This is a genomic window from Fibrobacter sp. UWH9, assembly GCF_900129715.1.
Classification (GTDB): Bacteria; Fibrobacterota; Fibrobacteria; order Fibrobacterales; family Fibrobacteraceae; genus Fibrobacter.
The window spans coordinates 26085-39284 of the sequence record NZ_FQWP01000009.1 but is presented as its reverse complement, the minus strand read 5'-3'; the positions used below and the strand labels follow the sequence as shown (position 1 = coordinate 39284).

Genomic DNA, 13200 nt, shown 5'->3' with positions numbered 1-13200 from the left:
CCGAAAGCGAATGGACTATAAAGAAAGACGGCTGGTTTTACCGGCCGCCTTTCTTTTTTATCGGAATGATTCCGTTTGAAATTTAGTGTTTGAAATTTAGCGTTTGGTTTTGCGATTGGAACCTACGATTAGGATTTCGTGTTAGGGCTCCATGTCTTCGCGTCTGATGGCTGACTTTCGGGGCTTAGTCGGCTGAGGTTTCTTGACCTTCTTGCTGGGAGCGTCCTCGCTTTCATCATCCTTTTCGCTTTCGTCAGCCTCGTCGCTCTTGAAGATCTCAACCACGAAGTTGTAGGCTTTTTCTGCGGAGTCCTTTACGATCCTCCAGATGTCCCTGGCTACGACTTCTGCTGCTTTGACGTAGGTGAGGGCCGGGTCTACGAACTTCGCCTTTATCTTGTCGGGGGTCTTTAGGTGGAGCCCCACAATGTGGTCGGCAGAGAAGTAACCTAGTTCACGGGAGTCGGGGCAGTTGGATCCTTTTTCGCAGGCTAGGAAGTAACAGTCCTTTGTAATGATTACTTCGTCTAGTGGTTCCGCAGTCTCTTCGGGTGGGGGAGGTGGCTGCGGTTCGTCGCTTGCCGTATCGACCTTGGCAATTTCTGGGACTGCAACTTCGCCTGGTGGGGTCAAGGAGATGTCTACAGAGTCTTGCAGGGAGTCTTGTTCCGCGATATTTGTAGGAGGCAGTTCCTTTTGCCTTATTCTATATAGTTTGCGTTTTAACTTGATTGGTGAATTACCGGGTTCACTCCGTCTAATCTGGAGTTCAATCAGGTAACGGTCTTGCCAGGGCAGAAAGTCAATTTCCTTTAGGCTGACCTGTCTGTTTGCGATCTTGGTTGCACCGACACGGTCAATATTGATTTCTCTTTCGCCTTGCCACAAGGTGGTCTTGACGAATACTTTTTCGCCTAGGCTATGGAGGTATGAAATCAGGTAATCCTGTTCGACTTCGCTCAGTTGTTCGAATCTGAGGGTGTCGCCGATTTTGGGAATGTAGATGGATTGGGTCTGGATGAATGCGTCTTCGCCTTTCCATTTGAAGTGGCGGTGGGGCGTAATGACTTTACCCTTGTCCGAGATGCTGATTGTATCGCCCGGCATGGCGATAATCCTGCGGATCATATACTCGTTGCTATAGAACTTTGCCAGGACGTAATCCTGCTCCTTGGCAGATGATGCGCATTGGGGGAGCTTGCATACCCAGACAATCGAGCGTTCCTTGAACTTAGGGAACATGGAAGAGTCGGGAATCTGCACCGGATCGATTACATAGTATCGGGCAAAAATGGATGCCGCGAATATGGCTATCAGGACGAAAAACAAAAAGAAGGCGTGGCTTTGGCTGTTACGCCTCTGCAAACGCCTAACTTTTCGGTCTAGTCTAGACAACTCTTAACCCCGCCTCGATTAGTCTTCGCTGCCGCCGGAGGAATTGTCGGAGAGGGAAAGAACTGCGAGGAATGCCTTCTGAGGCACTTCCACAGAGCCGATGCTCTTCATGCGCTTCTTACCTTCCTTCTGCTTTTCAAGGAGCTTACGCTTACGGGTGATGTCACCGCCATAGCACTTGGCAAGCACGTCCTTACGTACTGCCTTCACGGTGCTGCGGCTGATGATCTTTCCGCCGATGGCACCCTGGATAGCCACGTCGAACTGCTGACGGGGAATAAGGTCCTTCAGCTTGACGCAGATTGCGTTGGCGTAAGTGTGGGCCTTGTCGCGATGGATAATCACGGAGAAGGCGTCCACCGGATCACCGTTCAGGAGGATGTCCAGCTTCACCAGGTTGTTCTGGCGGTAACCCATGGGGGCGTAATCCAGGCCGGCGTAACCGCGGCTCACGGACTTCAGACGGTCATAGAAGTCGAACATGATTTCTGCCAGGGGCAGGTTGTACTTCAAGATACACTTGGTTTCGTCCAGGTATTCCATGGTCTCGAACTCGCCGCGCTTTTCGTCGCAGAGGGTCATGAGGGCGCCCACGAATTCCTTGGGGGTAAAGATCTGGGCCTTTACGTAAGGTTCTTCGATGTGGTCATAACGGCTGGCATCGGGGAGCTTGCTGGGGCTTTCGATCTTGATCATTTCGCCATCGCTCATGTAAACGTGGTACTCCACGTTGGGGACGGTGGTGATGATGTCCACGTTGAATTCGCGGTCCAAGCGTTCCTGCACGATTTCCATGTGCAAGAGTCCCAGGAAGCCAGTGCGGAAACCAAAGCCCAAGGCTTCGGAAGTTTCCGGTTCCCAGGTGAGGGCGGAGTCGTTCAAGCGCAACTTTTCAAGAGCTTCGCGCAGGTCCTTGTAATCTTCCGGATTGATGGGGTAGATACCGGAGTAGATCATGGGGAGGATATCCTTGTAGCCGGGCAGGGGCTCCGTTGCAGGATTTGCTGCGTCGGTCAAGGTGTCGCCGATCTTCACGTCGCTAATGGTCTTCACGTTGGCAAGCACATAGCCTACCATGCCTGCAGTCAGTTCCGGCTTGGGGTCGCGACGCATGCTGAAGGTACCTACTTCGGTCACCATGTATTCGCCGCCGGTCTTCATCATGCGGATCTTCATGCCGGGCTTCAGGGTGCCTTCTACAATACGGATGTAGTTGATGACGCCGCGGTAGGAATCGTACACGGAGTCAAAGATCAATGCCTTCAGGGGCTTATCGCTTTCGCCAGTGGGGGCGGGAATTTCATCGACGATCTTGTCCAGGACCTGTTCTACGTTCAGGCCGGTCTTTGCAGAAATGCGGGGAATCTTATCCGGATCGTAGCCAAGCAGGTCGCCGATCATCTGGGCGAAGTGGTCGGGCTGGGCACCCGGCAAGTCAACCTTGTTCAAGACGGGAATCACTTCCAGGTTGTTCTCGATGGCCAGGTACAGGTTGGAGAGGGTCTGGGCTTCGATGCCCTGGCTTGCGTCCACCACCAGGATGGCTCCTTCGCAAGCGGCTAGGGAACGGCTCACTTCATAGGTGAAGTCCACGTGACCCGGGGTGTCGATCATGTTCAGAATGTATTCCTTGCCGTCACGTTCGTAGACCATGCGGATGGCGTGGGCCTTGATGGTGATACCGCGTTCGCGTTCCAGGTCCATGTCGTCCAGGAGCTGGTTCATCATTTCGTTCTTGGAAACGGTCTTGGTCAGTTCGATCATTCGGTCGGCCAGGGTGGATTTACCGTGGTCGATGTGGGCGATAATACTGAAGTTTCTGATATTGTCGTTATGAGCCATAGTGAGCTATTGGTTCCAGTTGTTGAGAACTTCGTTAAAAGCGTCTTAATTTCGCCCAAATATAGAAAATGCTCAGCCTCCCCCGAACCGATATATTCTATATTCTACAGGCAATTAGTTTTTATTGACAAAAACTCGTTCGTATACGATTACATGATGGAATCTATGAAACTGTTCAAGAAATTAGCACTTGCATGTGTTTTTTGTGTTGGTCTGTGTGGGCTTTTTTCCTTGACATTTGCTGATGGCGAAAAAGGGAAGGTCTTCAATAAGGATTATACTGGAATCAAGTCCATTGTAGCGACCATTTCTACTCATGAAGGTCCTATTGTCGTGGAACTGGATTTTAAGGCTGCTCCGAATACGGTGGCAAACTTTGTTGAACTTTCCAATAGCGGTTTTTACAATGGACTTCTGTTCCATCGTGTGATTAACGGTTTTATGATTCAGGGTGGCGATCCTAAGGGAAATGGCACCGGCGGTCCTGGATATACCATTGACGATGAAATCAGCAGCCTGGTTCATGATGCCGGTGTGATTTCTATGGCGAACCGTGGCCCCAACACCAACGGATCTCAGTTCTTTATTACTCAGACACCGCAGCACCACCTGGATGGCAAGCATACTGTGTTTGGCCGCGTTCTTCAGGGGCAAGATATTGTTTGCCGCATTGAACCGAACGACCCAATTTTAAACATTAAAATCGAAGAAAAGAAGTAATCTATGAGTTCTAAGAAAGTTGCAACGAAGGAAACCAAGGCCGCCGAAAAGAAACCGGCTGCAAAAAAGACTGCCACTGCCAGTGCAGCCAAGAAACCGGCAACTAAGCCTGTAGAAAAGGAAGTTACCAAGGCCGCAAAGTCTGCTGCCAAGGAAACTGCCTCCAAGACTGCTTCTAAGTCTGCTGCCAAACCGGCTGCCAAGGCTGCCGAAAAGGTTGAAAAGGTCGAAAAGGCTGCTCCCGCCAAGGCAAAGGCCGCAGCCAAGGCTGCTGAATCCGCTCCTGCAAAGGCTTCCAAGGCAAGTGCCAAGGAAACCAAGGCTTCTAAGGCTGCAGCGAAGGAAACTCCGAAGGCCGAAGAAAAGGTTGCTGAAAAGGCTCCTGCAAAGACTGCAAAGGCCGCCGTGAAGGAAGCTCCCAAGGCCGAAGAAAAGGCTCATGCAAAGACTGCAAAGGTTGAAGTCAAGGAAGAAAAAGTGGAAGTGAAGGTTGAGCCCAAGGCTGAATCCAAGGTTGACTCCAAGTACGACTATGCAGTTTTGCTGGAAGGCGTCAAGAAGTTGTCTAAGTCTGTCATGTTCGTCGAAATTGATGAACAGGAAGACCGTTCCAACAAGAAGAAGATGTCTTCTGAAATGAAGAGTCTCGAAATGAAGCCCACTGCAGCTATCCGTCACAAGGCTTCTCTTGCTGAAGAAACTCAGGAAGAACTGACTGAACGTATCCTTAAGGAACTGGAAGAACAGAACCTGGCTTTCGAACGCGAAGCTGCATCCCAGATGTGTACCCGTTGCAACCGCAACCTGGTGTCTCCGGAATTCTGGGTCGATAAGCATCTCGGTTACTGCGAAGAATGTGCATTCATCCTCAAGCTTGGTCAGTCCAAGGAAGCCCGCAAGGTGGAATACCAGCTGGGCGGCATGGGCGACTCCCTTGATGAAGAAGATGAAGATATCATGGGACCGGACGCAGACGATCTGAAGGCTGCCGAAGACGATCTCGCCGATCTTGATGATTAATGAATGAATCCACCGGCTTTCGTCGGTGGTTCTTTCTTTATGGCTATAAAAGTGTGGGTATAAAAAAAGACGGACTTTTGTCCGCCTTTTTTTGTATAAATGCAAGCGAGTTTGAAAAATCGCAGGTTAGCTAATCTTGCGCATAACGCCGATGACGCGGCCTGCAATGGCAAAGTCCTTGTCTTTCTTTACGATGATGGGACGATAGCTGGGGTTTGCAGGGCGCAGCTCGACGTGGTCTGCGTTGGGGTGGTAATATTTGACGGTAGCTTCGTTATCGACCTGGGCTACGATGATTTCGCCGCGGTCTGCGGTTTTCTGCTGACGTGCAAAGATCAAATCGCCATCAAAGATTCCTGCGTTGATCATGGAATCGCCCTTGACGCGGAGTGCAAAGACGTCGGTACGGCAAGCCAGAAAATCGCGGTCGATGGTAACAGTACCTTCCAGGTTCTGCACTGCGAGAATGGGGGTACCTGCTGCAACTCGACCCACGATAGGAATTTCGATGGTGTTGCTGGGTGCCAGTTCCTTATTTTCGTCATCGTTGGAACCGATGATTTCGATACCGCGGCTCAGGCGGGGAGAACGGCTGATGTAACCCTTCTTGATGAGGGCTGCGAGAATGGAACGCACGCCATTGGTAGAAGAAATCTCAAAATGGTTGCCGATTTCGCGCACGGTGGGCGGCATCTTGTTTTCCTTGGAGTACTTCTTGATGTATTCCAGGATTTCTTCCTGACGGGAAGTCAGTTCCTTGCGGGAACTTTCGTTACCCTGCATAGAATCGTTCATTTCCATTATAAACCTCGCTTTTGAACTTTACATTTATAAATATAGTGTTCAAATGGATAATTGTCAATATGAACACTGCACAAAAGTGAGTTTTTTTCCTGTATACTGGTAGAACCAATTTATTTTGAGGTCCATCTAGTTTTTGGCCGTCTTTATTTCTAAAATCCGCGTCATGAAAAAGGTTGAAGTCAAGGATCGTTCCTTAATTAGCCTCTCGTGGCCTCTCATTTTGACTTTTGCCATTGGGATGCTCCAGCCCCTGATGGATAGCTGGTTCCTTTCCCGAACGTCGGAAACGGCTGCGGCTGGGGTCGGCGCCATGATGCCTGTTCTTGCCGCCCTTTTTACGGCCCTCAATGCCCTGGCCCAATCCGGTGCCAGTATCGCATCGCAGTTTATCGGGGCCAATCAGAAAAGTCACGCCCGTTCGACGCAGTCCATGGTGTTGGTGGGCAGTCTGATTCTTGGATTTGCCCTCAGCTTGATCATTTGGCCCATTTCGGGGTACATTCCCAAGTGGATGGGGTTGGAAGAGGCTCCCGCCCAGTTTGCCAAGCAGTTCCTTTCTGTGGTGGCTGCCGGTTTTGCTTTCAGGTCTGCGCAGTCGACGTTGACGGCCCTTATTGCTACCCACGGGTTGACAATTTGGAATTTGCTAGGCAATTTGGTGACCATTATTTCCAATGCGGTCATGAACTACATTTTCCTGGAAGGTTGTTTTGGCTTGCCCAAGATGGGCGTGTATGGCGTCGCCCTGGCCACCGCGCTTTCCTGGTTGATTTCTTCTGGAATCTTGTGGTGCGTTTTGCGGTATAAGGTGGAACATCAGACTCACCGTCGCGACCTGAAACGTTCCCGCGCCATTTTGCCGGACTGGATCCGAATTGGATTGCCTGCCGCTGCGGAACCCATCAGCTTTCAGCTGTTCCAGGTTTTTATTACCGCCATGGTTGTGTATGTGGGAACGACGGCCATGACCGCCCGCGTTTTCGCAGGTAACTTTGCCGCACTTTCTGTGATTCTTGGAATTGGCCTTGGTCATGGAAACCAGATTCTCGTAGCCCATCTGGTGGGGGCCCACGATTTTGAAAAGGCCAACAAGAGGGTCTATCAGACTCTTGCCATTGGCGTGGTCAGCGGTCTGGTGCTGTCCATTTGCATGGCCCTGATGGGGGAGCATCTCATCGGATTCTTTACGGATAATCCCGACGTCATTAAGCTTGGATGCCTTTGCCTTTGGTGCGATGTGGCGGTGCAGCCTTTCAAGGCGGTGAACTTTATTGTGACCACGTCCTTGCGGGCTTCGGGCGATTCCAAGTTCCCGGCCATTGTGGGAAGCGGCATGATGTGGGTCCTGGCGGCTCCGACTGCACTGTTCCTGGCTTTTGTTCTGGACCTTGGGCTGGTGGGTTTATGGCTCGGCATTGCCTGCGATGAATTCTACCGTTCCATTGCAAACATTTGGCGTTGGCGCAGCGGCCGCTGGAAATCCAAGGCTGTGGTGTAAAGCTAAAAAAGCTATCTTTACACCGAATTATGGAATCCTTATCAGAATTTTTAACCTTCGCCCACTCGCAAACCCTTAACGTTTTTCACAAGGTCAAGGGAGAGGCCATCCACGTAAACGGAGCGACGATTCCACTTGCGGCCATGATGGTGGCGACTCGTTACTTGAAGAATCCGGAGCCCATTATTGTGGTGGCTAGGGATTACCGAAGTGCCGAGGCATGGGTTGAAAATCTGGAAAGCCTGGTGGGGGAGCAGTTCGTGCGATTCTTCCCTTCGGTGGGCCTGAAGCCTTACGAAAAGAAGGTTCCTTTTGAGGGTGTCCTAGAAGAACGTCTAAAGTTTTTTCGAGACGTAGATAAGTACAATTCCAATCATGGGGAGGCGCCCTTTATTACGGTTTGCCCCCTGGATTCCTTTATCATGCGCCTGCCCAGTCCGGGTGCCGTGATGAAGAACTGCCTGAATTTGAAGGTGGGTGACGTTCTTGAACCGTCTACGCTTCGCCCCTGGTTCATGGACCACGGTTTTGTGGAACAGCCTGTGGTTAGCGGGGTTGGGGAGTTCTCGGTTCGCGGTTGTATCGTTGACGTAAACTGCCTGCTTTACCCGCACCCGATCCGAATTGAATTCTTTGGCGACGAGATTGAATCCATACGAAGTTTCGACATTTTCAGCCAGCGTTCCGTGGAGCAGATGAAGCAGGTTCAGCTGTACCCCATGGGAGAATTTACCATTCCCGAAAAGGAACTGTCTCGCTATAATGGCGAACAGGAAGGGCTCTGGTGGCACCGCGGTCGCTATGAACGTCTGGAAAGAAGTCTGCTGGATTACTTGCCGGGAGCCTCCCTGGTTTTCGAGGAACTTTCCCTGCTTTCGGAACAGGCATCCAAGACCTATTATGCTTACGAGGCTGCCTACCATGAAGTGCGTCTGGTGGATGAAGAAGCCTGCGCTCCCAGCGATTTGATTTACAAGATCGGCGAACTTTCCCGCGGCTTTGTGGGGCGCGCCTCCATGGACATGACCCGCGTCAAGGTGGATGACGGCAACTGGTTCGATCTTCATTGTAAGCCTCAGGATTTTTCATCTCACGGAACCGAACAGGTGGAACGTGAAATTGAGGAATTCACTGCGGCGGGCGGCACTGTTTATGTTGTGGCCCCCACCCAGGGGGGCCTAAACCGTTTGCGTCTTGTTTTTGGCAATTACCCCATCGAAGAATATATCCTGGGCAATATGACCGAAGGTTTCTGGCTTGAAGAAGACAAGGTCGCCTTCTTGACGGAAACTCGAATTTTCAATCGTCATTCCAATAAGGTCCGCAAAAGGAAAATCGCTGGCTCTGTTTCGGGTGCGTTAATGGTGGAATCCCTGAACCGCGGGGATTTCGTAGCCCACGAAGATCATGGGGTTGGCCGTTATTTGGGCCTTGTCCGTGTAGAAGTGAACGGCGGCATGGTGGACTGCGCCTTGCTGGAATATGCCGGCGGCGACAAGCTGAAATTCCCTGTGGCGGACCTTCAAAAAATTGAACGTCTCGATAACGGCGAAAACGAACCGAAGCTAGATAAGCTGGGCGGCAAGAGCTGGGAAAATGTCAAGAAGCGTGTCAAGCAGAAGGTCATCCAGATTGCCCGCGAACTGGTGGAACTTTACGCCAAGCGCGAACTGATCGATGGTTTTGAGTTCCCGCCTGATGATAGTCTGCAGCGTGAATTTGAAGACGCCTTTGAATACGATCCCACACCCGACCAGGTGAAGGCAACCGCCGATATCAAGAGGGATATGGAAAGCCATAAGCCTATGGACCGCCTGATTTGCGGTGACGTTGGCTTTGGAAAAACTGAGGTGGCCATGCGCGCCGCCTGCAAGAGTATCGCCAGCAAGAAGCAGGTTGCCGTTCTTGTTCCCACCACCATTTTGGCGGCCCAGCATTATGAAAATTTCATGGATCGTTTTGCGGGTTTCGGCGCCAACATCGCCTTGGTGAACCGCTACAAGACCACCAAGGAAAAGAAGGAAATTTTCAAGCAGGTGGCCGAAGGGAAGGTGGATATTCTGATCGGAACACACGCCTTGCTTTCTGAAAAGAATCAGTTCCACGACTTGGGACTTTTGATTATTGACGAAGAACAGAAGTTTGGCGTAAAGCAGAAGGAAAAACTCCGCGAGATGCGTCTGGCGGTGGACACCTTGAGCATGAGTGCCACGCCCATTCCCCGTTCCCTGCATTTGAGCATGACCGGCGTCCGCGATATTTCCTTGATCAATACGCCGCCGGTAAATCGCCTGCCTGTTGAAACCAAGTTGCTGAAACGTGACGATGAAGTCATCAAGAACGCCATTGTAGACGAACTAGCCCGTGGCGGTCAGGTGTTTATCGTGAATGACCGCGTGCAGAACATTTACGATTTGGCCGACGAAATTCAGGAACTGGTTCCTAATGCGGTAATCGGTGTGGCTCACGGTCAGATGGACGATCGCGATCTGGAAAATTCCATGGACGCGTTCCTGTCTCGAAAGTTTGACGTTCTCGTAAGCACAAGCATTATCGAGTCGGGCCTGGACGTTCCTAACGCCAATACGATTATCATTATGAACGCCCATCATTTTGGCATCAGTCAGCTGTACCAGATGCGTGGGCGAGTGGGCCGCAGTAGCGTTCTTGCAAAGGCCTTGCTGGTGATTCCCGCCAAACATGAAATTTCTCCGGAATCCATGCGCCGCCTGAAGGCTCTGGAACAGTTTACGGACTTGGGCAGCGGCTACCAGCTGGCTATGCGCGACCTTGAAATCCGCGGTGCGGGCAACTTGCTAGGCCAGGAACAGCACGGCTTTATTGCCGAAGTTGGCTTTGAAACTTATGTGCGCCTGGTGAAGGAAGCGGTAGAAATGCTCCGCGGCGGTCCGCTGGAAAAGCCCATCCAGACTCGCGTGGAATTGGGTGTGGACGCCTACCTGCCCGAAGACTACATTCAGGATGGCCTTACCCGAATTTCGCTGTACCAGAGGATTTCCCGTGCGGCAAAGCCCAGCGATCTGGAAGCCATTGGCCAGGAACTGAACGACCGTTTTGGCCCTGTTCCCGAAGCGGCCAAGATGCTTTTGCTTGTGTCTGAAATTGGCCTGCATGCGGGCCGCCTGAAGATCCAGGGCTTGCAACAGAAGAAGGGGCTGCTTGCGGCCACCTTCGTGGAATCGCCCCCGGTTGGCCCCCGCGTGTTGAGCGAGATGTACGCCAACGCGTTGTTCCCCATGCGCATTATGGGCGGTTCACCCTTGCAGGTGGTGATTGAACTTGGCCGCGGCAAGGCGTCGGAGCTGGCGGAAAACGCCTTGAAGCAGTTCAAGGCTTTTGATAAAATTTCGGTTTAACGGCGTGAGAGCCCCCGAAATTGCGATTTTTACTAACCAAACTCCGTTTTTTGGTGTAATTGGTTAGTAGTTTTTCATAAAAAAAATCCGTTCCGGGATAATTTGTGTTTTATTTTACTAACTAAATCTCTATTTTAAAGGAGTTTGGTCCGTAATCAAGACTCGCTACCCATAAAAAAGATACGTACAAATTAAAATTATACTGCCTAATTGGCCATTTGGCACCCGTTTGGTTAGTAAACCTGCGAAAACAGCCCATGAATTCGCTCCAAGCACTCCTGAATTCGGGAGGCAACGGCGGCTGAGGTGGAACAATCCGACGCTGATTCGCCTTTGGGGGTGTCTGTGCCATTTCGGGGTGGCACGTCTGCGCCGTTTGGAGTGTTTGCGTCGTTCGGTGAGAAACTTTCGTCGGCGTCGGTTTCAAAGCGGACTTGTTCCCGAGGGATTAGACCCATTGCGGCTGCCGTTGATTTTTTGCGGAAGGAGTCGGCGTGCAGCGAAAAGAGGGCCCGTGTACCCAGCTGTTGCAGTGTCGCCTTGATAATGCCAGCGTCCCCGCCGAAGCGGTGGAAAATGACCTGAGGGACCGGGGCGGTTTCCCGTTGGCAGCATTCCACGTCTGCGATCATTTTCAATATCCTGCTGTAATCTCCGACGCAGTGAACCTGAATGGGGCGGTTTAATTCCTGCGCCCACTTTACCTGTCTTTTAAAAATTAGCTCTTGAACTCCTGCGGACTCATATCCTTCAAAACGCTTGTCTAGCCCGCATTCGCCAACGGCATAATCGCCGCTACGGAGAATCTGTTCTAGGCGGTTCATTTCTGATTCGCTCACTTGGGCGGCGGCCATGGGGTGTACACCGAAGGCTTGTGTCCATTTCGTTGCGGACTGGGCGTGCTGAACGTCAGTGATTTTCATCAGTTCCATCGATTTTTCCCATTCCCAGGGCTCGCAAGCCACGTTGTTGAATCCGCAATCGGCTTGTAAGAGGGCTTTGGCCACATCGGCGGAGTGGGGGAGTCGTGACAAATGGAGGTGAAAATCGAACATGTGTCAAAATATAGACTTGCTTGGTCTAAAAAATGCCTTTTTTTTGCTCAAATTCTGTAAAAAAGGGTTGTTTTTCCAAACGAAAAAGCCTAATTTAGGGCTATAAGTTTTATCAATCCTCAAAAAAGGAGTTTCTAATGCGTGATTTGCTGGAAAAGGCACTGAATAAGGGTCTGTCTGTTTCTTTTTCTAATGAAGGTGGTTTCACTATCATTCGCATTGCCAAGGGTAGCGAAGTTGTTGCTAGCTGCAGCCTGGGTGTTGCTGACTTCCGCACCAGCGTCGAAGATTCCCTCCAGTCTCTCATGATGGATCTGGATCGCAAGGGCATCTAGAATCAAGCCTTGGCTTGATTCTAATTATGAATTATGAAAAAAGTCGGGCGCAGAGCTCGGCTTTTTTGTATGATAAGATTATGATTGCGATTTTACTGATGTTGTGTTTCTTGGCTTCCTGTGCGTTTCAGCAGGATGTCGCCAATCAAGAAGAGGCTGTCCCGAGCCCCCCGATGGTAGGAAACATTGTCTATATAGATGAAATTCCCTTGAAAGAGAATACTCTTGCATATTCCTTTCTTTATCATAAAAAATTTGTCCTTGATGGAACGATATCTAGAGTAAGAGCTTCTGCAACGCCTGTAGGCCAGGATTCTACTGCGATTGAAATCTACGTTGAATCTTGCTTCGAAGGACAAATTACAACCTGTAAACAGACTCGTGAATCTGTAACAATTTCTGGTCAGGATTCCTTGCTTGCCTTGATTCAAAATCTAAAAGAAGTTCCTCGAAAGGGATGCAAGGCCTTGTCTGTAGCGAAGAGCTATAATATATATGGACGGCGGATTACTTTTATTGATGAAAACGGCCAAGTCTCTGAAATCCAGGATAATCATTGCTCTATTAGCGAACAATCTAAGGATTCTTTGTATATAGAAACGAGGGCTTGTAACTACTTCCTGGATAAGCCTGTTGTTAGTTCTCTGCTTCCAAAGTTTGAATATTACTTGTCTAATGAAAGTGCTGATCCTGCAAAAGTGTTTGTGCTTGATACGGTGCTGACAAAGAAAAATTCCATTTTCTTTCCTTGGGACGGTATCGTTGTGGGGGAGGGGTTTGTGGCAGATTCTGTAAGGTATTGTCAACTTGAAATGCGTGGTGATTCGGTTCTGTATAATTTCAATTTGAAAAATTCATCGGGTGAGTTTTTCAAAAAGCAAATGACCGATGGAGACACTTCGAATTTCAAGAAATTTAAACGGTTGTTGGATGAATACTCAACGGAAATGTTTGAGTCAAGTTACGATAAAAGGCTTCGGACAATATTCTTTAGTGATTCATCAATGAAACGTCTGATCTTTTCCAACTTGAACGACAGCACGAATATTTCTCGCTTAGAGCAAATGATGCGTGAATGGCTGGAATCAAAATTGAGTGAATAAAAAAAGCCTCCGGATAAACCGGAAGCTTTTTTAGTAGAGTCGCTCGACTCT

10 protein-coding genes are annotated in these 13200 nt (G+C 50.1%); 6 read left to right on the top strand and 4 right to left on the bottom strand.

Annotation, left to right across the window (positions count from 1 at the left end):
• Window positions 1–141: 141 nt before the first annotated feature.
• Window positions 142–1365, bottom strand: coding sequence for a signal peptidase I (gene lepB / locus BUB94_RS09115; protein ID WP_175549704.1), 1224 nt, complete (start codon window positions 1363–1365; stop codon window positions 142–144).
• Between the two features lie 48 nt (window positions 1366–1413).
• Window positions 1414–3237: a translation elongation factor 4 gene (gene lepA / locus BUB94_RS09110; RefSeq protein WP_073161302.1), complete on the bottom strand. Its 1824-nt coding sequence runs from the start codon at window positions 3235–3237 to the stop codon at window positions 1414–1416.
• A 231-nt stretch (window positions 3238–3468) separates the two neighbouring features.
• On the opposite strand from lepA, the gene BUB94_RS09105 reads away from it, so the two are divergent.
• Both BUB94_RS09105 and BUB94_RS16780 read left to right on the top strand, forming a co-directional pair.
• Window positions 3469–3957 carry a peptidylprolyl isomerase gene (locus BUB94_RS09105; RefSeq protein ID WP_263859330.1) on the top strand — a complete coding sequence of 163 codons (489 nt, stop codon included), beginning with the start codon at window positions 3469–3471 and terminating at the stop codon, window positions 3955–3957.
• 3 nt (window positions 3958–3960) lie between these two features.
• Window positions 3961–4977 (top strand): hypothetical protein, encoded by a 1017-nt coding sequence (locus BUB94_RS16780; protein ID WP_073236199.1) that lies wholly within the window; start codon window positions 3961–3963, stop codon window positions 4975–4977.
• 126 nt (window positions 4978–5103) lie between these two features.
• Here the strand turns inward: BUB94_RS16780 and lexA are convergent, their stop codons facing one another.
• On the bottom strand, window positions 5104–5778 hold the full coding sequence (gene lexA / locus BUB94_RS09095; protein WP_199173986.1) for a transcriptional repressor LexA: 675 nt from the start codon (window positions 5776–5778) through the stop codon (window positions 5104–5106).
• Between the two features lie 166 nt (window positions 5779–5944).
• Here lexA and BUB94_RS09090 point away from each other — a divergent pair, with 166 nt between their 5' ends.
• Together BUB94_RS09090 and mfd are read left to right on the top strand one after the other, a co-directional pair.
• Entirely contained in the window at window positions 5945–7279 is a 1335-nt protein-coding gene (locus BUB94_RS09090) for an MATE family efflux transporter (protein WP_073236196.1), read from the top strand.
• Window positions 7280–7308: 29 nt separating this feature from the next.
• The gene (mfd, locus tag BUB94_RS09085) at window positions 7309–10656 is read left to right on the top strand and encodes a transcription-repair coupling factor (protein ID WP_083538202.1); all 3348 of its coding nucleotides are present in this window, start codon (window positions 7309–7311) and stop codon (window positions 10654–10656) included.
• Between the two features lie 233 nt (window positions 10657–10889).
• Here mfd and BUB94_RS09080 read toward each other — a convergent pair whose 3' ends face one another.
• Window positions 10890–11711, bottom strand: coding sequence for a TatD family hydrolase (locus tag BUB94_RS09080; RefSeq protein ID WP_073236193.1), 822 nt, complete (start codon window positions 11709–11711; stop codon window positions 10890–10892).
• A 137-nt stretch (window positions 11712–11848) separates the two neighbouring features.
• On the opposite strand from BUB94_RS09080, the gene BUB94_RS09075 reads away from it, so the two are divergent.
• Window positions 11849–12046, top strand: coding sequence for a hypothetical protein (locus BUB94_RS09075; RefSeq protein ID WP_073236190.1), 198 nt, complete (start codon window positions 11849–11851; stop codon window positions 12044–12046).
• A gap of 26 nt (window positions 12047–12072) precedes the next feature.
• On the top strand, window positions 12073–13149 hold the full coding sequence (locus tag BUB94_RS09070; protein ID WP_139260178.1) for a hypothetical protein: 1077 nt from the start codon (window positions 12073–12075) through the stop codon (window positions 13147–13149).
• Window positions 13150–13200: the final 51 nt, after the last annotated feature.

Bases quoted from the DNA above. Each gene is read 5' to 3' on its own strand.
- BUB94_RS09090 (WP_073236196.1), top strand. From the start codon at position 5,945: ATGAAAAAGGTTGAAGTCAAGGATCGTTCCTTAATTAGCCTCTCGTGG.
- BUB94_RS09075 (WP_073236190.1), top strand. From the start codon at position 11,849: ATGCGTGATTTGCTGGAAAAGGCACTGAATAAGGGTCTGTCTGTTTCT.
- BUB94_RS09080 (WP_073236193.1), bottom strand. From the start codon at position 11,711: ATGTTCGATTTTCACCTCCATTTGTCACGACTCCCCCACTCCGCCGAT.
- lexA (WP_199173986.1), bottom strand. From the start codon at position 5,778: ATGGAAATGAACGATTCTATGCAGGGTAACGAAAGTTCCCGCAAGGAA.
- mfd (WP_083538202.1), top strand. From the start codon at position 7,309: ATGGAATCCTTATCAGAATTTTTAACCTTCGCCCACTCGCAAACCCTT.
- BUB94_RS16780 (WP_073236199.1), top strand. From the start codon at position 3,961: ATGAGTTCTAAGAAAGTTGCAACGAAGGAAACCAAGGCCGCCGAAAAG.
- BUB94_RS09070 (WP_139260178.1), top strand. From the start codon at position 12,073: ATGAATTATGAAAAAAGTCGGGCGCAGAGCTCGGCTTTTTTGTATGAT.
- lepA (WP_073161302.1), bottom strand. From the start codon at position 3,237: ATGGCTCATAACGACAATATCAGAAACTTCAGTATTATCGCCCACATC.